This window comes from Paracoccus gahaiensis, from assembly GCF_005048225.1.
Taxonomy (GTDB): Bacteria; Pseudomonadota; Alphaproteobacteria; order Rhodobacterales; family Rhodobacteraceae; genus Paracoccus; species Paracoccus gahaiensis.
Map to the genome: position 1 here is coordinate 287423 of NZ_SUNI01000001.1, position 24751 is coordinate 312173.

At 67.5% G+C, this 24751-nt stretch carries 22 protein-coding genes and 2 pseudogenes; 11 read left to right on the forward strand and 13 right to left on the reverse strand.

Annotated elements, in window-relative coordinates:
• Positions 1–8 precede the first annotated feature (8 nt).
• The gene (locus FA743_RS01420; protein WP_136884094.1) at positions 9–674 is read left to right on the forward strand and encodes a phage holin family protein; all 666 of its coding nucleotides are present in this window, start codon (positions 9–11) and stop codon (positions 672–674) included.
• 53 nt (positions 675–727) lie between these two features.
• Here FA743_RS01420 and grxD read toward each other — a convergent pair whose 3' ends face one another.
• The 3 genes from grxD to FA743_RS20200 all read right to left on the reverse strand — a co-directional run bounded on the left by grxD (position 728) and on the right by FA743_RS20200 (position 1694).
• Positions 728–1090, reverse strand: coding sequence for a Grx4 family monothiol glutaredoxin (gene grxD / locus FA743_RS01425; protein ID WP_136884095.1), 363 nt, complete (start codon positions 1088–1090; stop codon positions 728–730).
• Between the two features lie 72 nt (positions 1091–1162).
• Positions 1163–1405: a BolA/IbaG family iron-sulfur metabolism protein gene (locus tag FA743_RS01430; protein WP_136884096.1), complete on the reverse strand. Its 243-nt coding sequence runs from the start codon at positions 1403–1405 to the stop codon at positions 1163–1165.
• 121 nt (positions 1406–1526) lie between these two features.
• Positions 1527–1694, reverse strand: a complete 168-nt coding sequence (locus FA743_RS20200) for a hypothetical protein (protein ID WP_169308731.1) — start codon at positions 1692–1694, stop codon at positions 1527–1529.
• A 185-nt stretch (positions 1695–1879) separates the two neighbouring features.
• On the opposite strand from FA743_RS20200, the pseudogene FA743_RS01435 reads away from it, so the two are divergent.
• A pseudogene (locus tag FA743_RS01435) lies at positions 1880–2491 on the forward strand (LysE/ArgO family amino acid transporter).
• A 312-nt stretch (positions 2492–2803) separates the two neighbouring features.
• Here FA743_RS01435 and FA743_RS01440 read toward each other — a convergent pair.
• Positions 2804–4180: pseudogene (locus FA743_RS01440) on the reverse strand (ISNCY family transposase).
• 231 nt (positions 4181–4411) lie between these two features.
• Between FA743_RS01440 and FA743_RS01445 the strand changes: the two are divergent.
• The 3 genes from FA743_RS01445 (at position 4412) to FA743_RS01455 (ending at position 6181) form a co-directional block, all read left to right on the forward strand.
• Complete coding sequence (locus tag FA743_RS01445) at positions 4412–4966, forward strand: thioredoxin family protein (protein WP_136884097.1); 555 nt, start codon at positions 4412–4414, stop codon at positions 4964–4966.
• A 1-nt stretch (position 4967) separates the two neighbouring features.
• Positions 4968–5639 (forward strand): phosphoglycolate phosphatase, encoded by a 672-nt coding sequence (gene gph, locus FA743_RS01450; RefSeq protein WP_136884098.1) that lies wholly within the window; start codon positions 4968–4970, stop codon positions 5637–5639.
• Between the two features lie 113 nt (positions 5640–5752).
• A complete protein-coding gene (locus tag FA743_RS01455; protein ID WP_136884099.1) occupies positions 5753–6181 on the forward strand; it encodes a protein tyrosine phosphatase family protein in 429 nt (142 codons plus the stop codon).
• 35 nt (positions 6182–6216) lie between these two features.
• Here the strand turns inward: FA743_RS01455 and FA743_RS01460 are convergent, their stop codons facing one another.
• From FA743_RS01460 to FA743_RS01480, 5 genes are all read right to left on the reverse strand, one after another.
• A complete protein-coding gene (locus tag FA743_RS01460; RefSeq protein ID WP_246054774.1) occupies positions 6217–6561 on the reverse strand; it encodes an arsenate reductase family protein in 345 nt (114 codons plus the stop codon).
• 146 nt (positions 6562–6707) lie between these two features.
• Entirely contained in the window at positions 6708–8012 is a 1305-nt protein-coding gene (locus FA743_RS01465; protein ID WP_136884100.1) for a DUF3422 family protein, read from the reverse strand.
• 114 nt (positions 8013–8126) lie between these two features.
• Positions 8127–9569 carry an NAD(P)(+) transhydrogenase (Re/Si-specific) subunit beta gene (locus tag FA743_RS01470; protein WP_136884101.1) on the reverse strand — a complete coding sequence of 481 codons (1443 nt, stop codon included), beginning with the start codon at positions 9567–9569 and terminating at the stop codon, positions 8127–8129.
• Positions 9570–9581: 12 nt separating this feature from the next.
• The gene (locus FA743_RS01475) at positions 9582–11156 is read right to left on the reverse strand and encodes a Re/Si-specific NAD(P)(+) transhydrogenase subunit alpha (RefSeq protein ID WP_136884102.1); all 1575 of its coding nucleotides are present in this window, start codon (positions 11154–11156) and stop codon (positions 9582–9584) included.
• A 200-nt stretch (positions 11157–11356) separates the two neighbouring features.
• Complete coding sequence (locus FA743_RS01480; protein WP_211242178.1) at positions 11357–12091, reverse strand: hypothetical protein; 735 nt, start codon at positions 12089–12091, stop codon at positions 11357–11359.
• Between the two features lie 182 nt (positions 12092–12273).
• On the opposite strand from FA743_RS01480, the gene pepN reads away from it, so the two are divergent.
• The gene (gene pepN, locus FA743_RS01485; RefSeq protein WP_169308732.1) at positions 12274–14844 is read left to right on the forward strand and encodes an aminopeptidase N; all 2571 of its coding nucleotides are present in this window, start codon (positions 12274–12276) and stop codon (positions 14842–14844) included.
• A 13-nt stretch (positions 14845–14857) separates the two neighbouring features.
• Positions 14858–15772 (forward strand): 1-acyl-sn-glycerol-3-phosphate acyltransferase, encoded by a 915-nt coding sequence (locus FA743_RS01490; protein ID WP_246054776.1) that lies wholly within the window; start codon positions 14858–14860, stop codon positions 15770–15772.
• A gap of 162 nt (positions 15773–15934) precedes the next feature.
• Here FA743_RS01490 and tig read toward each other — a convergent pair whose 3' ends face one another.
• On the reverse strand, positions 15935–17269 hold the full coding sequence (tig, locus tag FA743_RS01495) for a trigger factor (protein WP_136884403.1): 1335 nt from the start codon (positions 17267–17269) through the stop codon (positions 15935–15937).
• 163 nt (positions 17270–17432) lie between these two features.
• On the opposite strand from tig, the gene selD reads away from it, so the two are divergent.
• Positions 17433–18491 carry a selenide, water dikinase SelD gene (gene selD, locus FA743_RS01500; RefSeq protein WP_136884103.1) on the forward strand — a complete coding sequence of 353 codons (1059 nt, stop codon included), beginning with the start codon at positions 17433–17435 and terminating at the stop codon, positions 18489–18491.
• Here selD and FA743_RS01505 read toward each other — a convergent pair.
• The 3 genes from FA743_RS01505 to FA743_RS01515 all read right to left on the reverse strand — a co-directional run bounded on the left by FA743_RS01505 (position 18488) and on the right by FA743_RS01515 (position 20921).
• Positions 18488–18901: a c-type cytochrome gene (locus FA743_RS01505; RefSeq protein WP_136884104.1), complete on the reverse strand. Its 414-nt coding sequence runs from the start codon at positions 18899–18901 to the stop codon at positions 18488–18490. The two genes, selD and FA743_RS01505, sit on opposite strands and share 4 nt — an antisense overlap.
• Positions 18902–18967: 66 nt before the next feature.
• Positions 18968–19633 carry an ABC transporter ATP-binding protein gene (locus FA743_RS01510; protein ID WP_136884105.1) on the reverse strand — a complete coding sequence of 222 codons (666 nt, stop codon included), beginning with the start codon at positions 19631–19633 and terminating at the stop codon, positions 18968–18970.
• Entirely contained in the window at positions 19626–20921 is a 1296-nt protein-coding gene (locus tag FA743_RS01515) for a lipoprotein-releasing ABC transporter permease subunit (RefSeq protein ID WP_136884106.1), read from the reverse strand. The genes FA743_RS01510 and FA743_RS01515 overlap by 8 nt, the downstream gene beginning before the upstream one ends.
• A gap of 134 nt (positions 20922–21055) precedes the next feature.
• On the opposite strand from FA743_RS01515, the gene radA reads away from it, so the two are divergent.
• From radA to purF, 3 genes are all read left to right on the forward strand, one after another.
• The gene (radA, locus tag FA743_RS01520; protein WP_136884107.1) at positions 21056–22420 is read left to right on the forward strand and encodes a DNA repair protein RadA; all 1365 of its coding nucleotides are present in this window, start codon (positions 21056–21058) and stop codon (positions 22418–22420) included.
• Between the two features lie 41 nt (positions 22421–22461).
• A complete protein-coding gene (locus tag FA743_RS01525; RefSeq protein ID WP_136884108.1) occupies positions 22462–23064 on the forward strand; it encodes a CvpA family protein in 603 nt (200 codons plus the stop codon).
• A gap of 132 nt (positions 23065–23196) precedes the next feature.
• Positions 23197–24687, forward strand: coding sequence for an amidophosphoribosyltransferase (purF, locus tag FA743_RS01530; RefSeq protein WP_136884109.1), 1491 nt, complete (start codon positions 23197–23199; stop codon positions 24685–24687).
• Positions 24688–24751: the final 64 nt, after the last annotated feature.

Consider the following 24751-nt stretch of genomic DNA (forward strand, 5'->3'; position numbering starts at 1 on the left):
TCGGGCATATGTTCGATTTCGCCCGACGCATTCAACTGGCTGTCGGCGATACGGTACGGCGCGCGGCTCTCAAGGTCGCCGCCGGAGTTGCCGGACTGATCGCGGCGGGTTTCCTGCTGGCGGCGCTCTGGTCCTTCTTGGCGAACGAGCTTGACTGGGGATCGACCTTGGCCTCGCTGGCCGTGGGGGGCGCGCTTCTTCTGATCGCGGGCATCCTGATCGCCGTCTCGTCGCGTCGCAAGCATGAGATGCCGACGACCGACGATCTGAAGCGCGAAGTCGAGGCCCGCGTGTCTCTGGCGACCGATGCCGCCGTGACACGGGCCCGGACCGAAGCCTCGCGCATGGTGGACATGGCCGAGACCAAGGCCCATTCGCTGATGGATCAGGCCTCGTACCGCGCCACCAAGCTGGCTGGCGATGCCGAGCGCACGGTCTTTGGCGGGTTCCGCGACACGGTCCGTGCGGTCGGTCTGGACAGCGAGACGCGGCAGGCTGCCGGACGTCGCGTCCAGTCAGGGACGCAGCAGGTCAAGCAGGCGGCGAACTCCAACGTCGGCAGCATGGCCAAGCTTTTCGGAGCCTTTGCGGTCGGCGTCACGCTGGCGGCCAAGATCCAGGAAAGCCGCAACGCGGATCCGGCCTATGACTATGATCCCGACGATCTGATCTGACGAGAAAGGGCGCCAATGGCGCCCTTTTTCACATCCGGCTTGCAGATCTCGGATCAGGCGTTCGCTTCGCGGATCTTGTCCGCCGCCGCCTGATCGAAGACCACACCCTGCTTCGAGAACAGCTGGTCCAGCTCGCCCGAGAGGGTCATCTCGGTGATGATGTCACACCCGCCGACGAACTCGCCCTTGACGTAAAGCTGGGGGATGGTCGGCCAGTCCGAGAATTCCTTGATGCCCTGACGGACATCGGCATCCGACAACACGTCCACATCCTGGAACGGCACGCCCATATAGTTCAGCACGCCCGCGACGCGGCTGGAAAATCCGCATTGCGGCATTTCCTTGGTGCCCTTCATGAACAGCACCACATCATTGCTGTCGATCATACCCTGGATACGGTTGGTCACGTCACTCATCATGACACTCCTTTTTCTCGGTCAAGGACCTGCCCGAGGCAGGCCGGAAATCTATGGCGGGGCAGGGTGCGGTCAGTCGGGCGCCTTGGTTGTCAGGGCCAGTGCGTGCAGTTCCCCGGAGGGGCCGTCCATCTTGCCCTGCAGGGCCGCATAGACGGCGCGCTGCTGCTGCACCCGGTTCATGCCGCGAAAGGCTTCGTCGATGACCTCGGCGGCGTAATGGTTGCCGTCGCCCGCCAGATCGGTGATCGTGATCTTGGCGGTGGGGAACGAGACCCTGATCAGGGCTTCGATATCATGCGCTTCCATGGCCATGAGGGGATCCTTGTCTGTGCTTGCCTCAGATGTAGGGGATGGTGCGGCCCCCCGCAAGGCCGACACGGAAACGGCCGCGCCCCGGGGGGCACGGCCGTCGGGCATCCGCGTGGGGTGCCGTTTACTGGGTGGCGCTGACCGCACCCACGGTGCCGCCGACGGCCGCGCCGACCGGCCCGCCGACAGCCGCGCCGCCAAGACCGCCCGTCGCCGCGCGCTCGCCGACCGTGGTCCCGCAGGCCGACAGGGCCAGAATTGCAACAAGAAGTCCGGCTTTTGCAGAGGTCATGAGGGTGATCCTTATCTGAACAGATTGTTTCTCCTGCAGACAGACGCCGCAACCAAGCCGGAGGTTCCCGAACCGGGCAGCCATGCCCCTTGGGGGTCGGGGCTTTTTCAAGGTGGCAAGAAGGGCTTTTCCTCAGGCCGTCAAACCCGGTAAAGCGGATCCTGTCGTGAAACAGGGTGGCCCGGATGAACCTGAGCGTCTTCATGACCGGCCTGCTGACCGGTCTCAGCCTCATCCTGGCGATCGGTGCGCAGAACGCCTTCGTGTTGCGCCAGGGGCTGCGGGGCGAGCATGTCCTGGCGGTCTGCCTGACCTGTGCCGTCTCGGACGCGCTGCTGATCTTGCTGGGTGTGACCAGCTTCGGTTAAATCGCGCAGGTGCTGCCTTGGCTGGCGCCGGTCATGCGCTATGCAGGCGCGGCCTTCCTGATCTGGTACGGGGCACGAAGCCTGAAGGCCGCGCTGCGGTCGCAGGAGGCGCTGGTCATCGGCACCGAACGTCCGGCCGCGGGACTAGGCCGGACCGTGCTGGCGTGCCTCGCCATCACCTGGCTGAACCCGCATGTTTATCTGGATACGGTCGTTCTACTGGGCACAATTTCGACCCGTTTTGTCGGGAATACGGACTCCTTCGCGGCAGGCGCGGTGTCGGGTTCGTTTCTGTTCTTCTTTTCGCTCGGCTATGGCTCGGCCTGGCTGCGCCCGATCTTTGCCAGCCCGGCGGCCTGGCGGATCCTGGAAGCCGTCATCGCGATCGTCATGTGGGCCATCGCGGTCAAGCTGGTTCTGGGCGCGTGACCGGGTGAGCCACAGCGTGTCGAAACCGGAGGCGAGATGACGGGATGTATGGCCACACATCCTTGACTGTCAAAGGCTGCCAGACGTCGATCTGGCGCAATGGAGAAGAGGGCCCGGCCCTTCTGCATCATGTTGTCACCAAGTTAAAACGTCGCGTGTTCCGCCATTTAGAAATGTCGCTGCCGGTGCGGATAGGCGCTGAGCCGGCCCCGGCCCGCTCTCTCCATCAAGGGCCGTAGGGATGGGGCCGGCGGTGGCGGTGGCGGCGATTGCAAGTGCCACTACCGATAATTTACCTCCACACTGACACGGTCATTCTGCTGGCGGTGAGGGCATGACGAGAGCGTCCGCCGCGCGACGCTCGGCGCGCTTTTCGACCCATCCCTTTCTGCCGCGATGCGCGTTCCCCTTCAGCGCGTAGCGGCTGCGCTGTTTGCCAACTGGTCCGACCTTCGGGGGGGCAACCTCCTGCCCGGCCATTACATGGGCCAAAACCTCGCTTAAGCGTTTGTTCTCGGTCACGGCGGCATGGGTAACCCGCTGCTGCGCAGGATCGAAGATGCGATAGGGTAGCGCAATACCCTTCCATCGGATCTCGAAAGGCCGGTCTGCATAGGCGTAGGTCTCGACATATCAGCCGATCGCACTGCGCGCATGCTCGCTGTCATCGAGAATGAACTTTCGGCGCTCGTAATGCACCACGAGGCTCGCTCCGACCTGCCGCTGGTCGCGAACGCAGAGGATCTCGGCCAGGCGCGACGCGGGCAGATTGAGGGGCCGATGGAGGTTGTCGGGCCGGGCAGGGGGATGGGCAAAGCGCAGGTTATGCTGCGCGATGAAGCCCGGCAGGAAAGCATTGCCCGCCTCTATGTCGCTGATCCCGGCCAGCCGCAATTCCTTGACCAGCCGGTCCTGCAGTGTCCGATTGGCGCGCTCTACGCGGCCCTTGGCCTGGCTACTGTTCGCGCAGAGGATCTCGATGTTCAGCTCGCAGGGCGCCCGGCCAAATTGCGTCATCCCGTGCCCGCTCCGGGGCTCGGGGCGGTTCACGCGGAAGACGCTGTGCTTGTCGGAATAGAAGGCTACCGGCAGTCCGTGGTCGTGCAGGTAATCTGACAGGGATGAAAAGTAGCTCTCGGTCGATTCCGAGGGCACGAAGCGCAGTTGCATGAGAGTTCCGGTCGCATCGTCAATGAAGACCAGCAAGGTGCAGGCGGGACCGCGATCCTCGAACCAGCGGTGTTCCGAGCCGTCGATCTGGATCAACTCACCCAGGGATTCACGCCGCAATCGGGGCTGATGCACGCGGCGCCGTTGCGCGCGGCTCTTCCAGATCCCATCCGCTATCATCCATTTGCGCAGCGTTTCCGACGAGACATGGATGCCATGCCGTTCGGCCAGCATCTCCGTGGCCAGTGTCGGGCCGAAATCCGGGTAGTTGGTGCGGATCAGCGACAGGATATAGTCGCGCTTCAGATCGCTGATGCGGTTGCTGGAGGGACGGCCTCGCAGTTTGTGGCGCACGGCCAATGCGCCCTCAGCACGAACTTCTCGGATCAACCGCTGCACCTGGCGTTGGCTCAGATTCAAGACATGCGCTGCCGTGACCGTGCGCAGGCTGCCATCCAGCACCTGCGCTAGCACATCAATGCGTTGAAGCTCGTGTTCGCTCATCAGAACAAGTCCCATGTCGAAAGCCCTCGTGCGATGCTGCTCAGCGCAGCGTCATCCGTCAGGGAAGAGGCGACAAATCAACTTTGCCAGTTCGCGACAATCCTACTTTGGTTCTACAAACTATTTGTGGAATAATCTGTATTATGTCATATCAGGACATATCCCCGTTCCCCGTTCGACCAATTTGCAGCTTGCTGCCGTCCGGCTGGTCTTCCAAGATCGTCCCGACATCTTCAGGAGAATAGCATGGCCGTCTCGCCACCCGTCTGTGATTTCGGCGCAGCCTGGCATGAGTTCGCGCTGCCTGCGGGCGACGGACAGGTCCTGACGCTGGCGGAGGTGGCGGGACCGCGTGGCACGCTGATCATGTTCATCTGCAACCATTGTCCCTATGTCCGCGCCATCCTCGACCGGATCGTGCGGGATGCACATGCGCTGATGGATCAGGGCATCGGCGTCGTGGCGATCTCGTCCAATGATGCCAGCGCCTATCCCCAGGACGGCCCGGCCCAGATGGCCGAGCTGGCCCGTGACGCCGGGTTCCGGTTTCCCTATCTGCATGACGAGACGCAACAGGTCGCCCGGGCCTATGGCGCCGAATGCACGCCGGATTTCTTCGGCTACAACGCCCAAGGCCGGTTGCAGTATCGCGGGCGGCTGGATGCGTCGGGTCGCGCGCCGGCCCCGCCCGAGGCGCGCCGCGATCTGTACGAGGCGATGATGATGATTGCCGAGACCGGATCCGGGCCCCGCGACCAGGTGGCCTCGATGGGATGCTCGATCAAATGGAAGGCTGCCTGACATGACCCGACCCTGCCCCATCGTCTTCGATCTGGACGGCACGCTGATCGACAGCGCTCCCGACATCCATGCCTGCGTGAACGCGGTGCTGCGCGAACATGACCTGCCCCTTCTGTCGCTGGACCGGGTGCGCAGCTTCATCGGCGGCGGGGTCGAGGTGCTGTGGACACGGATCATCGCCGCCTGCGCCATCGATCCGGTGCATCGCCGGGTGCTGATCGCCGCCTTCATGACACGCTATCACGATGCGACGGCGCTGACGCGGCTCTATCCCGGCGCGCTGGAGGCGCTCGGGCTTCTGGCCGAGGCCGGCCATCCGCTTGGCCTGTGCACCAACAAGCCGATGGCGCCCACCCGGGTCGTGCTGGAGCATTTCGGCCTCAGCCGCCTGCTGCCGGTCGTCGTCGGCGGCGATTCGCTGCCGCAGCGCAAGCCCGACCCCGCGCCGCTGCGGCTGGCGCTGGCGCAGTTGGGCGCGACCGGCGACCGGCCCCGCGCGCTCTATGTCGGCGACAGCGAGTTCGATGCGCACTGCGCGGCCGCCGTGCCGGTGCCCTTCCTGATCTATTCGCAGGGCTACCGGACGACCCCTATCGCGGATCTGCCGCATCAGGCGGTCTTCGACCGCTTCGACCAGCTTCCGGGCCTGATCGCCGAGGCGGCCCTCGCCTGAGGGCGCCTCTGCCCACCGCGCGGGCGGCCCCTTGCCCAGATGTCGGGGGCCGGCTTGACAAGACACGGGGAAAGCCTGCAGGTCGGCATGACACCTTCATGAAAGGCTTGCCCATGGACCTGCGCCAACTGACCCCGACCCTTGCCGTCTCTGCGCAGATCCTGCCCGACGATGTCCCCGCCTTGGCCGAGGCGGGCTTCAAGGTGCTGGTCAACAACCGCCCCGATGACGAGGTCGGCGCCGAGATCGACCACGAGGCGATGGCCGCCGCTGCCGCCGAGGCCGGGATGCAGTATCATTACCTGCCCTTCCAGCCCGGCCAGATCACCCCGCAGCTGATCGCGGATTTCGGTCATGCGGTGTCGGGCGCGGGTCCGGTCATCGCCTATTGCCGCTCGGGCAATCGCAGCACGGTCCTCTGGGCGCTGAACCAGGCCGGACGGCTGCCCGAGGACGAGATCCTGCAGACCGCCGACAAGGCCGGCTACGACCTCAGCGGCGTGCGCCCGCTGATCGCCTCGCTGGCCAGCCGCAAGGGCTGAAGGCCCCTGCCCCGCGCCTCTGGACGGGCCCGGTCCTAGACCGGGACGCCGAAGGCCCGCTTGACATTGGCGGTCCAGCCAAGCGTCGCCGTTTCGCCGGCGCGGATGGCGGGCCGCTTCATCACGCTCGGCTTTTCGCCCATCATCGCGACCGGATCGGCCGCCCGTTCGTCCTCGGACATGCCGCGCCAGGTCAGGCTGGCCCGGTTGATGATCTTGTCGCCGAACTCCTCGACCAGCGCGCGCCGCTCGTCCTCGGACAGGGGCTCCTTCTGAACGTCGCGGAAGGCGACGGTCCAGCCCTGCTCCTCCAGCCCCGCCTGCGCCTTCTGGCAGGTCGAGCAATGGGACAAACCGAACATCGTCAGGGACTTGGCCATGGTTTCCTCGTCAGATCAGGGGCACGAAGGGGACGCCGCAGGCCGTCAGGGCAAGGGTCGCCAGCAAGGCAAGGGTCAGGCGCATGAGAAAGGTCCTTTCGAGGGGCTGCCCCGTGGTTATCACGGCCCCTCCGGCGCATCGCAAGTCACAAATCATCCCCGCCCGCCGCATGCAGGCTTTTGCGCACGCGGCGCATCGCGCCCCAGACCGCCAGCACCGTCAGCGGCGTCAGCACCGCCACCAGCACCGTCTTGTCGAGGCCCGACGCCCCGGCCAGCGGCGCCAGCGCATAGCCCAGCAGCCCCACCGCATAATAGCTGATCGCGACCACCGACAGCCCCTCGACCGTGTGCTGCAGGCGCAGCTGCAGGTCGGCGCGGCGGTCCATCCGGTGCATGATCTTCTGGTTCTGCGCGCTGCGTTCCACATCGACGCGGGTGCGCAGCAGTTCCGAGGCGCGGGCGGCACGCTCGCGGATCGTGGCCAGCCGCAGCTCGGCCGATTTCGCCGTGCGCATGGCGGGCTGATAGCGGCGGCGCATGAACTCGGACAGCATCTGCCGGTCCAGGAACCGCGTCTCGCGCAGCGTGCCGATGCGGTCATGCACGATCGCCTCATAGGCCGAGGTCGCGCCGAAGCGGAAGGAATGCTGGACCGCCTGCGCCTCCAGCTCGGTCGAGACGGCCAGCAGCTCGTGCAGCAGCTGTTCGGCGGGCAGCGTCTCGTCGGCCATCTGGTCCAGGATCGCGGTCAGGCGCGGCTCCAGCTCGTTCAGGCGACGGCTGAGGCCGCGCGCCCGGCCCAGGCCCAGCATGGACATGGCGCGATAGGTCTCCAGCTCGACTAGCCGGTGCACCAGCCGCCCCGTGCGCCCTTCCGAGGTGCCGGGTCGGACGAAGACGGCAAAGCGCATCCAGCCATCGGCGTCGATGCGGAAATCGCCCGCCACCACCGCCGCCTCGTCCAGCACCCAGATCGCCGCCACGCTGTCGCGGGCGAACCAGCCGCCGATGCGCTCCAGCACCTCGGCGGGATCGTCGGGCAGCAGGTCCACCTGCACCATGACCGCCGCCACGCGCTTGCCCGGCGCGGCGCGCTGCCAGTCCTCGGAGAAGATCGCCGCCGCCGACGGATCGAAGGGCCGGATCGGCAGGCCGGGCGTCGTGGCCATATAGGTCACGAATTCGGTGTGGCTTTCCCATTTCAGGTCATGGCGCCCTTGCCGGCCCTGGTAATGGCTGTCCTCGGGATCGGGGCGCGGACCGCCATGGCGCGAAACCAGTTCGGACAGATGCGCCATGTCGCGGGACCGGTCGCGGGTGGCGGCGTCCTGCGGTTCCTTGAAGGCGACGAAGACCGCCGTGGCGGGAGCCGCCATCCGGGGCGAGGGCCGTGCATGAAGTTCGTTCACCAGCGCATAGCGCAGCGGATGTTCCGTTGCCGGTCCCATCACCTTGTCCCCCGATCCTTTGGCGCAGTTGACCCCGGCCCGTGACCGGGCGCAAGGCAGCAAAAGGCCCGCCGGACGGATCCGGCGGGCCTGTGTCGTGGGTCCCGCAGAGGGTCAGTCGATCATGGGCAGCAGCTTGTTGATGCTGTCCTTGGCATCGCCATAGAACATCCGGGTGTTGTCCTTGAAGAACAGCGGGTTCTCGATGCCGCTATAGCCGGTCCCCTGCCCGCGCTTGGACACGAACACCTGCTTGGCGCGCCAGACCTCGAGGACCGGCATCCCAGCGATGGGGCTGTTCGGATCGTCCTGCGCCGCCGGGTTCACGATGTCATTCGAGCCGATGATGATGACGACGTCGGTCGAGGGGAAATCCTCGTTGATCTCGTCCATCTCCAGCACGATGTCATAGGGCACCTTGGCCTCGGCCAGAAGCACGTTCATGTGCCCGGGCAGTCGGCCCGCGACCGGGTGGATCGCGAAGCGCACCGTCTTGCCCGCCGCGCGCATCTTGCGGGTCAGCTCGCTGACCGCGCCCTGCGCCTGCGCCACCGCCATGCCATAGCCCGGCACGATGACCACGCTGTCGGCCTCGTTCAGCGCCGAAGCCACGCCGTCGGCATCGATGGCGATCTGCTCGCCCTCGATGGCCGCCGCAGGGCCCGTCTCGCCGCCGAAGCCGCCCAGGATCACGCTGACGAAGTTGCGGTTCATCGCCTTGCACATGATGTAGGACAGGATCGCGCCCGACGAGCCCACCAGCGCGCCGGTCACGATCAGCAGGTCGTTGCCAAGCGTGAAGCCGATGGCCGCCGCCGCCCAGCCCGAATAGCTGTTCAGCATCGATACCACGACCGGCATGTCGGCGCCGCCGATGCCCATGATCAGGTGATAGCCGATGAAGAAGGCCAGCAGCGTGATGATCACCAGCCACAGGATCGCGGGGCCGACGCCGGTGAAGTAGAGGATGCCCAGCAGGATCGACAGCGCCAGGGCGCCCGCGTTCAGCATGTGCCCGCCCGGCAGCTTCTTGGGCTTGCCGTCGACGCGGCCCGACAGCTTGGCGAAGGCCACGACCGACCCGGTGAAGGTCACCGCGCCGATGAAGATGCCTAGGAAGACCTCGATCTTCAGCATGGCGATCTCGGCCGGGGTCCGGCTGGCCAGCAGGGCGGCAAAGCCCGTGAAGACGACCGGCACTTCGCTCAGCGCGGCGCGCATCACGCGGCCCAACTCGATCTGGGCATTGAAGCCCACGAAGACCGCGGCCAGACCGACCAGCGAATGCATCGCGGCGACCAGTTGCGGCATCTCGGTCATCTGCACGCGCTTGGCGACGATCCAGCCGCCGGTGCCGCCGATCGCGATCATGACCAGCGACAGGAACCAGTTGCCCGCGCCGGGGCCGAACAGCGTGGCCAGCACGGCCAGCGCCATGCCGACGATGCCGTACCAGATGGCGCGCTTGGCGCTTTCCTGTCCCGACAGCCCGCCAAGCGACAGGATGAACAGGACCGAGGCGACCACATAGGCCGCAGTGGTGAATCCGTATTCCATTGTCCCGACCCCTTACGACTTCTGGAACATGGCAAGCATGCGCCGGGTGACCATGAAGCCACCGAAGATGTTGACCGACGCCATCAGCACCGCCAGCGCGCCCAGCACCATGACCCAGCCCGAGCCGGAGCCGATCTGCATCAGCGCGCCCAGGATGATGATCGAGCTGATCGCGTTGGTGATGGCCATCAGCGGCGTGTGCAGCGAATGCGCGACGTTCCAGATGACCCGGAAGCCGACGAAGCAGGCCAGCACGAAGACGATGAAATGCGACATGAAGCTGGCGGGCGCGACCAGCCCGATCAGCAGCACGACCAGACCGCCGCCCAGCAGCAGCTTGATCTGGCTGGCCGTGTCGGCCTTGAAGGCCGCGGCCTCGGCGGCGCGGCGCTCGTCCGGGGTCAGCTCCTTCTTCTTTTCCTTGGGCTTCTGCGCTGCGATGGCCGCGATCTTGGGCGGCGGGGGCGGCCAGGTGATGTCGTGGTCATGGGCAACGGTGGCGCCCCGGATCACGTCATCCTCCATGTTGTGATGGATCACGCCGTCCTTCTTGGGGGTCAGGTCGTGCAGGAAATGGCGGATGTTGTTGCCATAAAGCTCGCTGGCCTGCGCGCCCATGCGCGAGGGGAAATCGGTATAGCCAACGATCACCACGCCGTTCTCGGACACGATCCGCTCGTCCGGGACGGTCAGCTCGCAATTGCCGCCCTTTTCGGCGGCCAGGTCGATGATGACGCTGCCGGGCTTCATCATGGCGACCATGTCGGCGGTCCACAGCTTGGGCGCGTCGCGCCCGGGGATCAGCGCCGTGGTGATGACGATATCCATCTGCGGGGCCAGTTCGCGGAACCGCGCCAGCTGCTTCTCGCGGAATTCAGGGCTGGAGGGCGCGGCATAGCCGCCCGTCGCGGCGCCGTCCTGCGCGGGCTCGTCGAATTCCAGATAGACGAACTCGGCGCCCATCGATTCGATCTGCTCGGAGACCTCGGGGCGCACGTCGAAGGCATGGACCTGCGCGCCAAGCGACACGGATGTGCCGATGGCCGCCAGACCCGCGACGCCCGCGCCCACCACCAGCACCTTGGCCGGGGGCACCTTGCCCGCCGCCGTCACCTGCCCGGTGAAGAAGCGACCGAAATTGTTCGCGGCCTCGATCACCGCGCGATAGCCCGCGATATTGGCCATCGAGGATAGCGCGTCCATCTTCTGCGCGCGGCTGATGCGGGGCACCATGTCCATGGCGATGGCGGTGATGCCCTGATCCTTGGCGCGCGCCAGCAGGTCCGCGCTCTGCCCGGGATAGAAGAACGAGATCAGCGTCTGCCCTTCGCGCATCTGCCCGATCTCGGCCTCGGTCGCGGGCCGGACCTTGGCCAGCACGTCGACCGCCCCGATCAGTTCGGCCGCCGTCGCGCAGACGGTGACGCCCGCACGGCGATATTCGTCATCAGAGAATCCGGCCCGCGCGCCTGCGCCGCTTTCGACCAGAACCTCGTGTCCCAGCTTGCCCAGATGCCCCGCAGAGCCGGGCGTGATCGCCACGCGGGCCTCACCCTCGAAGCTCTCTTTCAAAGCGCCAATCTTCATGGCTTCCAATGCCCCCCGCATGTCGTGGTTCCTGCAATTGAACGACACATAGCATCGGGAAAGATTATTTCACAAGGTTCGGCTGCGACAGGCACGACCGAAGGCCGACGTGACGTCACGATTGCCGCATCCTGCGCGGCCCATATGAAAACGGCCCGGATGATGCTGCATCCGGGCCGTCTTGCGGTCGGCGGAACCGATCAGTTCGCCGGGGCGGGCGCCGTCGTCGCGTCGTCATCCGTCGTGGCGTCGTCCGTCGCCGGATCCTCGGTCACCGGCTCGATCGGAACCGTGGTGGTCTCGGTATCGGTCTCGGCTTCAGCCGCATCGGGGGTCTCGACCACGTCCGGGGTCTCGGTGGCCGGCGTCTCGGTGGCGTCAGGCGTCGCCACGGGCGCCGGCGTGTCGATCTCGGCCTCGGTCTCGGTGGCGGGTTCGTCGACGGTCACGGCATCCTCGACCGCATCGGCGGCATCGCTCGCCGCGTCCGACGCCGCATCGGCGGCGTTCGACGCAGCCGTGCCGGCCGCATCGACCGCGGAACCGGTGGCATCTGCCGCGTCATCGGCCGTTTCCGACGCGCTTTCGGCGGCACTCTCGGCGGCCGCTTCCGCATCGGCAGCGGCATTGTCGGCAGCGGCTTCGGCCTCCATCTCGGCCGTGTCGGGCTCGGCATCGGGCTCGGCCACGACGGCGGGCGCCTCGACCGGATCGGGCGTGTCCTCGGTCGTCGTCACCGTGGTCGTGTCGCCATCGACGATGGTCGTGTCATCGGCCATGAACCGCTGCAGCACGAAATAGGCCAGCGCCAGAGCCAGCAGCACACCGATGATCAGCGGCAGCGCCGAGGACTTGCGCTCGACCGGCTCGACATAGGTCTCCTTGTGACCCGTGCCGGGTTTCGGGCGGTTCGGATCGTTGGGATCATAGCTCATGGAAGCCTCCAGTTCGGACTGTCTTGGGACCGGGTTACGTCGCTGTGCTTGGCGCGCGGCCGATGGGCTGTCAACCGCCAAGGCCGGACACCGCGTCTTGCGAGCCGGCGTTCAGGCGATTAACACCGGTGTCAGGCCCGGGTTCCGCCCCGGTCCGGTTTTTTCACGAGAGGCCGCCGCCCATGTCCGCCCCAAAACTGCAACCCGTCCAGCACCTTGCAGATTATCGGCCTTGGCCTTTCCTGCTGTCCCAGACCCGGTTGGACCTGACGCTGGCGGGGCGCGGAACCATCGTCCGGGCCGCCCTGGACCTGGCGATGCGCGATCCCGATGCCCCCGAGGACCTGATCCTGGACGGCGGCGCGGGCCTGCAATTGCGCGCGCTGACCATCGACGGGCAGGCCCCCGACCCCGCCCATGTCACGCGCACCGACGAGCGTCTGACCATCGCCGCCGCCGCCCTGCCCCGCGCGCCCTTCATCCTGGAAACCGAGGTCGCCATCGACCCCGAGGCCAACACCGCCTTCGAGGGGCTCTACCTGTCCGGCGGCATCTTCTGCACGCAATGCGAGGCCGAAGGTTTCCGCCACATTACCTTCTATCCCGACCGCCCCGACGTGATGACGGTTTTTCACGTCACGCTGCGCAGCGACCTGCCGGTGCTGCTGTCGAACGGCAACCCGGTCCGCACCGACGCGGGCGTGGCGGAATGGCACGACCCCTGGCCGAAACCCGCCTACCTCTTCGCGCTGGTCGCGGGCGATCTGGTGGCGGTCAGCGACCGCTTCACCACCCGCTCGGGCCGCGAGGTCGCGTTGAATGTCTGGGTGCGCCCGGGCGATCAGGACCGGGCAGGCTTCGCCATGGAAAGCCTGGTCGCCTCGATGCGGTGGGACGAGGATGTCTATGGCCGCGAATACGATCTGGACGTGTTCAACATCGTCGCGGTCGATGATTTCAACATGGGGGCCATGGAAAACAAGGGGTTGAACATCTTCAACTCGAAACTGGTGCTGGCCTCGCCGGACACCGCGACCGACACGGATTACGAGCGGATCGAGGCGGTGATCGCGCATGAGTATTTCCACAACTGGACCGGCAACCGCATCACCTGCCGCGACTGGTTCCAGCTGTGCCTCAAGGAAGGGCTGACGGTCTATCGCGACCAGCAGTTCACCTCGGACCTGCGCTCGGCGGCGGTCAAGCGGATCGAGGATGTGCAGACCATGCGCGCCCGGCAGTTCCGCGAGGATCAGGGCCCCCTGGCCCATCCCCCGCGCCCCGACCGCTACGAGGAGATCAACAACTTCTACACCGCCACGGTCTACGAGAAGGGCGCCGAGGTCATCGGCATGCTCAAGCTGCTGGTCGGCGACGAGGCCTATGCCCGCGCACTGGATCTGTACTTCACCCGCCATGACGGCGACGCCGCCACGATCGAGGATTGGCTGACGGTCTTTCAGGATGCGACCGGCCGCGACCTCACGCAGTTCAAGCGCTGGTACACCGACGCGGGCACCCCGGTGCTGGAGATGGTCGAGGACTGGCAGGACGGCACCCTGACGCTGAGCTTCGCCCAATCGACGCCGCCGACGCCCGGCCAGCCCGACAAGCCCGCCCGCGTGATCCCCATCGCGGTCGGCCTGATCGGCCCCGATGGCGACGAGGTCGCCCCCACCCGCGTGCTGGAGATGACCGAGGCGCGCGAAAGCTTCACCTTCAGTGGCTTGGGCGCCCGTCCCGTCGTCTCGGCGCTGCGCGGCTTCTCGGCCCCGGTCATGCTGAAGCGCCTGATGGACGACGCCACCCGCGCCTTCCTGCTGGCCCATGACACCGACCCCTTCGCGCGGTGGGAGGCGGGGCGCGAGCTGGCCTTGTCGGCGCTGATCCATGGCGATCCGGCAGCCTCGGCCTATATCGACGCCATCGGCGCGCTGGCCGCCGACGAGAGTGCCGATCCGGCCTTCCGCGCCCTCTGCCTGACTTTGCCCGGCGAGGAGGAGATCGCCACCCGCATGGCCGCCGAAGGGTCCACCCCCGATCCCGACGCGATCCATGCCACGCGGGGCGATCTGGCACGCCGCATCGCCCTGGCCCATCAGGACCTGCTGTCGCGCCTCTACGACGAGATGACCGTGCCCGGCGCCTATTCGCCCGATGCCGCCTCGGCGGCCCGCCGGTCCCTGCGCATCGCCACCCTGGGCCTGCTGGCCCGGATCGATGGCGGCGAGCGGGCCGAGATCCTCTTCGGCGTCGCCTCGAACATGACCGAGCGGATGGCCGCCCTGGCGGTCCTGGTGCGACTGGACCGGGCGGGATCGGCGCTGAAGGTGCTGGAGGCCGAGTTCGCCGACAACCGGCTGGTCATGGACAAGTGGTTCGCGATCCAGGTCATGGCCGCGCCCCCGGCGCAGGCGGTGGCCGTGGCCCGCGATCTGGCCGCGCGGCGCGACTTCGACTGGAAGAACCCCAACCGTTTCCGCGCGCTGCTGGGCGGGCTGGCGGGCAACCATGCGGGCTTTCATGCGGCCGACGGGTCGGGCTATGACTTCACCGCCGACTGGCTCATGCGCATGGACGCGGCCAACCCGCAGATCGCCGCGCGCATGTCCACCGCCTTCGAGACCTGGCCCCGCTATGACGCCGCCCGGGGCGCTCGCGCCCGGGCCGCCTTGGAACGGATCGCCGCTCTCGAGGGTTTGAGCCGGAACACGCGCGAAATGGTCTCGCGCATGATCGCGGCGGGCCGCTGAGGGGGAAACCGGGATGAGCACGCTGATGAACGCACGCGCCGAGATGCAGGCGCGGCTGGACCCGCTGATCGCCGAGCGCGCGCCCTGGCTCTTTTCGGGCCGTCCGCATCATCGTCTGGCGAAATGGACGATGATGCATCTGCTGCGCTATCCCCGGACCGTGGATCTGGGCGCCCAGTTCCGCGACCTGCCGCCCACCGAGATCTTCCGCCGGATGAGCGATATGGTGGTGCAGGATCTGCAGGTCGAGGGGCTGGAGCATATCCCGGCCACCGGCCCTGCCCTGATCGTCGCCAACCATCCCACCGGCATCGCGGATGGGATCTTCCTGAACGCGGTCATCTCGCAGCTGCGCGACGACCTGTTCATCTATGCCAATCACGACATGATCCGCGTCCTGCCGCAGATGATCGAGATGATCGCCCCGGTCGAATGGCGCCCCGAAAAGCGCAGCCATGCCAAGACCCGGGCGACGATGGATTATACCCGCGACGCGATCGCCGCGGGGCGTCTCGGGCTGATCTTCCCCTCGGGCCGTCTGGCCAAGCGGCACGGTCTGACCCTGACCGAACGTCCCTGGATGGCCAGCGCGGCGATGATCGCGCGCAAGTTCGACCTACCGGTGATCCCGCTGCGCATCCGCGCCCGCAACTCGCTTCTCTTCTACTTCTTGGACAAGATGCATCCGACCCTGCGCGACGTGACGTTGTTCAACGAGGTGCTGAACAAGACCCGCCAGCCCTATCGCGTGACGATCGGCGCCCCCATCGCGCCGGGCGACCTGCCCCGCAGCAGCGAGGACGCGATCACGGTCCTGCGCGAGGCCGTGCTCTCCCTGCCCGCGCCCGGCCAGAACGCTGCCCGCCTCAGCCGGGATCGCGGCGTCACTCGCCTGATCGGCGCCCGCCGCCGCCCCGTCGGCGGCTGAGGCCCCGACCGCCAAAACGGGCCCGCCCTCTTTCATCTTGGCAAAAATATCCCCGCCGGAGGCATCCGCCCCCGCCGACCGTCCCGGTGCGCGGAACGGAAACCCCGGACATGAAAAAGGCCGCATCCGAAGATGCGGCCCCTTGTCGTCACTGCGCCAGGATCACAGCTCGTCCAGCGCCTCGACGGCCTTTTCCAGCTCTTCCTTGGTCACGGTCTTTTCCTCGACCTTCGCCTTTTCGGCGATCAGATCGACGACCTTGTCCTCGAAGATCGGCGCGCGCAGCTGCTGCTGGGCCCCCTCGTTCTTCTGGACGAACTCGAAGAAGGCGCGCTCCTGGCCCGGATACTGACGGGCGGCGCGCAGCACGGCCTGGGTCATCTCCTGGTCGGTGATGGTCACCTCGGCCTTCTGGCCGATCTCGGCCAGCAGCAGGCCAAGCCGCACGCGGCGCTCGGCCAGGGTCTTGTGCTCGTCGGTCGGCTCGATGGCGTCATGGTTGTGGCCCTGAACCTCGGGGTTCTCCTCGTGCCACAGCTGATGCGCGATCTGGCTGGCCTCGGCCTCGACCAGCGATTCGGGCAGGTCGAACTTGACCTTCTGGTCCAGCTGGTCCAGCAGCGAGCGCTTCATCACCTGACGCGCGGCGCCGGCATATTCGGCCTCCAGACGCTCGGTGATCTGCTTCTTCAGACCGTCCAGATCCTCGGCGCCGAACTTCTTGGCCAACTCGTCGTCGATCTGCGCCTCTTTCGGGGCCTTCACCGACTTGACCTTGCACTCGAAGGTGGCGGCCTTGCCGGCCAGATGGGGGGCGCCGTATTCCTCGGGGAAGCTCACCTCGACCTTCAGGTCGTCCTCGGCCTTGGCGCCGACCAGCTGGTCCTCGAAACCGGGGATGAAGCTGTTCGAGCCCAGGACCAGCGGATAGTCCTCGGCCTCGCCGCCCTCGAACGCCTCGCCATCGACGAAGCCCTTGAAGTCGATGGTGATCTGGTCGCCGTTTTCGGCGGCGCTGCCGGCCTCGCGGTCCTCGAAGGCCTGCGAGGATTTCGCCAGGTTCTCCAGCGCCTCGGTGACGGCGGCCTCTTCGGCGGGCACAGTCAGCTTTTCCAGCGACAGCGTGGTCAGGTCGACCTCGGGGATCGTCGGCAGCGTCTCATAGGTGACGTTGACGACGACATCGTCGCCCTCTTTCCAGCCGTCGCCATTGTCCATCTCGACCTTGGGCTGGGCGGCGGGGCGGTCGCCCGAGCCTTCCAGATGGTCGCGCAGCGCGCCGTCGATGGCGTCCTGCATGGCCTCGCCCAGGATCCGGGGGCCGAACTGCTTCTTCAGCATCGCCATGGGCACCTTGCCCTTGCGAAAGCCCTTCATCTCGACCTCGGGCTGCGCCTCTTTCAGCTTGGCGTCGACGGCGGCGGCCAGATCGGCTGCGGGCAGCGTGAACTGATATCCGCGCTTCAGACCGTCGTTCTGCGTTTCCTTGACCTGCATCATCACCCTCATAGACAGAAGGGCCACCGATCCTTCGGCGGCCTGAAAATTTGAGCCGTTCTAGTCGCGCCGTCCCGGACCTGCAAGCAGATAGCAGACGGCCCGTCTGGAACATCCCGTCCGGCCTGCGGTAAGGTTCGCGCCACGCAAGCCGGAGACAGCCATGACCCAGACCGCCCCCGAACCCCGCCTGACCTCGCTGGCCCATGGCGGCGGCTGCGGCTGCAAGATCGCGCCGGGCGTGCTGTCGGGCCTGCTGCGCGGCAGCGCCGCCCTGCCCGTCCCGCCCGAACTGCTGGTCGGGATCGAGACCTCGGACGACGCCGCCGTCTGGCGCCTGAACGACCATCAGGCCCTGGTCGCCACCACCGACTTCTTCATGCCGGTCGTGGACGATCCCTTCGATTTCGGGCGCATCGCCGCCACGAACGCGATCAGCGACGTCTATGCGATGGGCGCGACCCCCATCCTGGCGCTGGCCGTGGTCGGCATGCCGATCAACGTCCTCTCGCCCGAGACGATCGCCCGCGTGCTGGATGGCGGCGCGCAGGTCTGCCGCGAGGCAGGCATCCCCATCGCGGGCGGCCATACCATCGATTCGGTGGAACCGATCTACGGCCTCGTGGCGCTCGGTCTGGTCGATCCGGCACTGCTCAAGCGCAATGCCGATGCCCAGCCCGGCGACGTGCTGGTGCTGGGCAAGCCTCTGGGCGTCGGAATCCTGTCGGCGGCGCTGAAGAAAGGTGCCCTGTCGCCCGAGGGTTACGCGCAGATGATCGAGGTCACCACGCGCCTCAACCGCCCCGGCCCCGATCTGGCGGCCATCCCGGGCGTCCATGCGATGACCGATGTGACGGGGTTCGGCCTGGGCGGTCACGCGCTGGAAATGGCGCGCGGCTCGGGCTGCGATCTGGTCGTCGACTGGTCCGCCGTGCCGCGCCTGACGGGCATCGACGCGCTGATCGCGGCGGGCCATGTGACCGGCGCCTCGGGCCGCAACTGGGCCAGCTACAGCGACGGCGTGGCACTGCCCCAGGGCTTTGGCGAGGACGCCCGCGCGCTGCTCAGCGATCCGCAGACCAGCGGCGGGCTGCTGGTGGCCTGCGCTCCGCAAGCGCTGGCGGCCGTCCGCGAGGCCTTCGCCCGCCATGGCTTTGCCGGGGCCGCGGTGATCGGCGAAGTCGGTCCCGAAACCGCCACGCCGCGCGTCATTCTGCGCTAGGGCGCGCGCTGCAGGGTCTGCAGGTAATCCGCCAGCGCGACCAGTCGCGCCGGCGTCGCCACCCGCTGCCCCGAGCCGTCGTCATACATGACCACCGGCCCTTCGCGTAGCTCTTCGAAGACCGGCATGTGGGATGTGCTGCGGCCCATGGTGTAGCCGACCAGCTGGCCCATCACCCGCGTCTTGGGAAAGACCCCGCCATTCTCGGCGGCCAGCATCGTCAGATCGCTTGGCGCAGGCATCATGCCCACGGCGGCGGGCCCGTTGCCGCGCCCGGCCGGACCGTGGCAGACCACGCAATTCTCGGCATAATCGCGCGCCGCGCCGCGCGGCTGCGCCTCGGGCGCACAGGCCGCCACCAGCCCGGCCATGGCCAGTCCCATGCCGCCCGCCATCATCACTGCCCGCATCGCCGACCCGCCTTCCAGTTTGCTTCAGGCACGCAGCATGCACGCTGGCGCGCGCAGGCGCAACGATCAGGCGGCGGTCAGCCGCACCACCCGGTCCATCCGCGCCGCCAGCGCATGATTGTGCGTGGCGATCAGCGCCGAGAGGCCCGTCTCGCGCACCAGCGTCATCAGCACGTCGAAGACCTTGTCCGAGGTCTCGGGATCCAGATTGCCTGTGGGCTCGTCCGCCAGCAGCAGCGCGGGCTGGTTGGCCAGCGCCCGGCAGAAGGCCACGCGCTGCTGCTCGCCGCCCGACATCTGCGCGGGTCGGTGATCGGCGCGGTGCGACAGGCCCACGCGGCCCAGAAGGTCGGTGGCCCGGGTCTGCGCCACGCGCGGCGACACCCCGTCGGCCAACTGCGGCAGCACGATGTTCTCGGCCGCGCTGAATTCCGGCAGCAGGTGGTGGAACTGATAGACGAAGCCCAGCTCGCGCCGCCGCGCCTCGGTGCGGGCGCGGTCGGGCAGCCCCGTCATATCGCGCCCGCCCAGAAAGACCCGGCCCGTGTCGGGCGTGTCCAGCAGCCCCGCGATATGCAAGAGCGTCGATTTTCCGGCCCCCGAGGGCGCGACCAGCGCCACGACCTCGCCCCGCGCCACGCTCAGGTCCAGCCCGGCCAGCACGGTCACCGGCGAAGGCCCGTCCGCGGCATAGGTCTTGCCCACGCCCTCCAGCCGCAACACGTCATTCATAGCGCAGCGCCTCCACCGGGTTCATGCGCGCGGCCCGGCGCGCCGGAAAGATCGTGACCACGAAGGACAGGACCAGCGACAGCCCCACCGCGCGCCCGATATCCCACAGCCGCAGCTCGGCCGGCAGGCGATAGATGCCGCGCACCTCGGGCTGCCACGCGCCCCCCCCGGTCAGCGCGTTCAGGCCCGCCATGATCGTGTCGACGTTCAGCGCCAGCAGGACGCCCAGCACCACCCCCGCCAGCGTCCCCAGGATGCCCGTGAAGGCCCCGCAGAGGAAGAATACCCGCAGCACCGACCCTTCGGTCAGCCCCATGGTGCGGAGGATGCCGATGTCGCGGCCCTTGTTCTTGACCAGCATGATCAGCCCGCTGGTGATGTTCATCGAGGCGATCAGCACCAGCACCGACAGGATGACGAACATCACGTCATCCTCCATGTCCAGGGCCGACAGGAACGATCCGGAACTGTCGCGCCAGGACCAGGTCTGCGCGCCCTCGCCCGCCGCCTGCATCAGCGCCAGCGTCCAGTCGCCCACCCGTTCGGGATCGTCGACGAAGACCTCGATCTCGTCGGCCACGCCCTCGCGGTTGAAATAGGACTGCGCCTCGGCCAGTGGCATGTAGATGCGGGTGCGGTCGATGTCATAGCGCCCGGCGCTGAAGACATAGGTCACCTCATAGGCGCTGACCCGCGGCGTGGTGCCGAAGGCCGTGCGCGCCCCCTCCGGCGCGATCAGCCGGATGCGGTCGCCCACCCCCACGCCCAATTCCCGCGCGATGCCCGAGCCGATGGCGATGCCCTCGTCGAACCGCTCCAGATCCCCCATCGATGTGGCGGGGTCCACGATGCGCGGCATCGCCTCCAGATCGCTGCGCGCCACGCCGAACACCTCGGCCACGTTCGAGCTGTCATTGGCGCTGGCCATGACCTGGCCCTTGACGATGGCGGCGGTGCGGGTGACGCCCGGCACCTCGGCCAGCCGCGCGGCCATCGCGTCGTAATCCGCGATCCGCCCGGGCACCACATAGACGTCGTCGGTGAATTCGTTGGTGATCCGCTGCGGCGAGACATAGACCGTCGTATGCGCATTGGCGCCCAGGATCGTGTCCACGAACTCGGCCCGGAATCCGGCCCGCACCGCCAGCGTGGCGATCAGCGCCATCACCCCCAGGGCGATGCCGATCAGGCTGATCCAGGTCATGACGCTGACCCCCCCCTCGGCGCGGCGCGCCCGAAGGTAGCGCCAGGCGATGAGGAATTCGAAACGCGAAAAGCCGAGCGTCATGGTTCAAACCCCTGAAATTCCGCCCGGACCCTGCCCCCCCATCCCCCGAGATTCAAGCCGACAAAGCCGTGAGCCCTTCTTCTTTGCACAAATACCCATCTTGCGACGGCTGCCCCCGGGTGCGACAGGGGGGCATGGCCAGATCCGTCACCGCCTTCACCTGCACTGCCTGCGGCGCCGCCCACAAGAAATGGGCCGGGCGCTGCGAGGCCTGCGGGGCCTGGAACACCATCATCGAGGAAGCGCCCCTGTCCCAGGGCCCGGGCCGCGGCCTCGGCGCCCACAAGGGCCGGGCCGTGCCCTTGTCCGCGCTGTCGACGACCGAACCGCCGCCGCCGCGCAGCCTGTCGGGCATGGTGGAACTGGACCGCGTGCTGGGCGGCGGCCTCGTGCCCGGCTCGGCGCTGCTGGTCGGCGGCGATCCGGGCATCGGCAAGTCCACGCTGATGCTGCAGGCGGCCGCCGCCTTCTCGCGCACCGGGCTGCAGGCGATCTATTTCTCGGGCGAGGAGGCCTCGGCCCAGGTCCGCATGCGCGCGCAACGCCTCGGCCTGGCCGACGCGCCCATGCGCCTCGGCGCCGAGACGAACCTGCGCGACATCCTGACGACGCTGGACACCGAGCGCCCCGACGTGGCGGTGATCGATTCGATCCAGACGCTCTGGTCCGACACGGTCGAGGCCGCGCCGGGCAGCGTGGCCCAGGTCCGCGCCGCCGCCCACGAGCTGGTGACCTTCGCCAAGAAGCGCGGCGTCGCGGTGATCCTGGTCGGGCATGTCACCAAGGACGGCCAGATCGCCGGCCCCCGCGTGGTCGAGCACATGGTCGATTGCGTGCTCTATTTCGAGGGCGAGCGCGGCCACCAGTTCCGCATCCTGCGCAGCGTCAAGAACCGCTTCGGCCCCTCGGGCGAGATCGGCGTCTTCGAGATGACGGGCGCGGGCCTGGCCGAGGTCGCCAACCCCTCGGCGCTGTTCCTGTCCGAACGCGGCCAGCCCATCGCCGGCAGCGCGGTCTTTGCCGGGATCGAGGGGACCCGCCCGGTCCTGACCGAGGTGCAGGCGCTGGTCGCCCCCTCGACCCTCGCCTCGCCCCGCCGGACGGTGGTGGGGCTGGATTCGGGCCGCGTCAGCACGATCCTGGCGGTGCTCGAGGCGCGCTGCGGCATTCCCTTCGCGGGGCTCGACGTATTCCTGAACGTGGCGGGCGGCATGAAGGTCGCGGAACCCGCCGCCGACCTTGCCATCGCCGGCGCGCTTCTGTCGGCCCGCGAGGATGCGCCCCTGCCGCCCGAGGCCGTGCTTTTCGGCGAGATCAGCCTGTCCGGGGCGCTTCGTCCGGTGGCTCAGGCCGAAAACAGGTTGAAAGAGGCGCAAAAACTTGGTTTTTCACAAGCGATTTTGCCGGACGCTTCCAGGGTCGAGGGCACGGGCGGCATGACGCTGCGGCGCATCACCGACCTGACGGGCTTCGTGGGTGAGGTGTTCGGCGCCGGCTAGGCCGCCGGCAGAACAGGGACAACCGGCGCAAAGGGCAGGTAATGGACGGATTTACGATCATCGACGCGGTGGTGGCAGGGGTCATCATCCTGTCGGCAATTCTGGCCTGGTCGCGGGGGTTCGTGCGCGAATCGCTGGCGATCCTGGGCTGGATCGCGGCGGCCATCCTGGCCTTTCTCTTCGCGCCGACGGTGCGGCCGATGGTGGCGCAGCTGCCCGTGCTGGACCGCTTTCTGGGCGACAGTTGCGAGTTGGCCACAATCGCGGGCTTCGCGGTGGTCTTTGCCCTGGCGCTGGTGATCTTCTCGATCATCACGCCGCTGTTCTCGTCGGTCGTGCAGCGATCCGCCCTGGGCGGGGTCGATCAGGGCATGGGGTTCCTCTTCGGGGTCGCGCGCGGCATCCTGCTGGTCGCCATCGCCTTCATCGTCCATGACCGGGTGATGACAAGCCAGAGCGTCGAGATGGTCGAGAATTCGCGCTCGGCGCAGGTCTTCGCCCGCATGCGCGGCCAGATGGACGAGCAGATCCCCGCCGACGCGCCGGGCTGGATCGTCAACCGCTACGAGCAGATGGTCGCCGCCTGCACCGCCGATGCGGTCCCGGTGACCCCCGCCACCCCCACCACGCCCGCAGTGAACTGATCCGTACCAAGATCCGCCCGCATGACGGGCGGATGACGAAAAAGCGCCCCCGCCCGACCGCGGGGGCGTGACTTTAGGGGTTCCCGGCCCTACATAGCGCAGGACAGCCCCCAGCCATCGAGGTCCGTGCCAATGCAACCATTCCTGGCCCATCCCTTCGATTCGGACCGCCTCCACGAAGAATGCGGCATCTTCGGCGCCATCGGCGTGCTTGACGCGTCGAACTTCGTGGCCCTCGGGCTGCACGCCCTGCAGCATCGCGGGCAGGAGGCCGGCGGCATCGTCACCCACGATCCCGAACACGGCTTCAACAGCGCCCACCGCTTCGGCTATGTGCGCGACAACTTCACCAAGCCGGACGTGATGTCGACGCTGCCCGGGCCGCTGGCCATCGGCCATGTGCGCTACTCGACGACCGGCACCAAGGCCAATACCGCGATCCGTGACGTGCAGCCCTTCTTCGGCGAGTTCCACATGGGCGGCTGCGCCATCGCCCATAACGGCAACATCACCAATGCCGCCGCGCTGCGCCGCGAACTGATCGAGCGCGGCTCGATCTTCCAGTCCTCCTCGGACAGCGAATGCATCATCCACCTGATGGCCCGGTCGATCCAGCGCAACATCCCCGAGCGGATGAAGGACGCCCTGCGCCGCGTCGAGGGCGCATTCTCGGTCATCGCCATGACCCGCACCAAGCTGATCGGCGTGCGCGACGCCTTGGGCGTGCGCCCGCTGGTCGTGGGCCGGGTGGGCGAGGACGGCTATGTGCTGGCCTCCGAGACCTGCGCGCTGGACATCATCGGCGCGGAATTCCTGCGCGAGGTCGAGCCGGGCGAGATGGTGGTGATCTCGAAGGGCAAGATCGAAAGCTCGCGCCCCTTCGGGCCCTCCACGGGGCGGTTCTGCATCTTCGAGCACGTGTATTTCTCGCGCCCCGATTCGATCATCGGCGGGCGCTCGGTCTATGAGACCCGCCGCCAGATCGGCGTGGAACTGGCGCGCGAGGCCCCGGTCGAGGCCGATCTGGTCTGCCCGGTCCCCGACAGCGGCACCCCCGCCGCCATTGGCTATGCGCAGGAATCGGGGATTCCCTACGGCATGGGCATCATCCGCAACCAGTATATGGGCCGGACCTTCATCGAGCCCTCCGAGCAGATCCGCAACATGGGCGTCCGGCTGAAGCTGAACGTCAACCGCGCGCTGATCGCTGGCAAGCGGGTGGTGCTGGTCGATGACAGCGTGGTGCGCGGCACCACCAGCCGCAAGATCAAGGACATGATCCTGGATGCGGGCGCCGCCGAGGTGCATTTCCGCATCGCCTCGCCTCCGACCGCCTGGCCCTGCTTCTACGGCGTCGACACGCCCGATCGCGACAAGCTGCTGGCCGCCAACATGACGCCCGACGAGATGCGCGAATGGATCGGCGTGGACAGCCTGTCCTTCGTCTCGCTGGACGGGCTGTATCGTGCGGTGGGCGAGGCCGAGGGGCGCAACAAGAGCTGTCCGCAATATTGCGATGCCTGCTTCTCGGGCGACTACCCGGTGGCGCCCTTCGACCAGCTGGAGCGCGGCTTCCGCATGAAGGTCGGGTCGGAAACGGCGGTCAAGCAGGCCGCAGAATAAGGGTGCGTCCCGCGACGGCGGGGGGCCAGCCCCCCGCACCCCCCGGGATATTTCAGCCAAGATG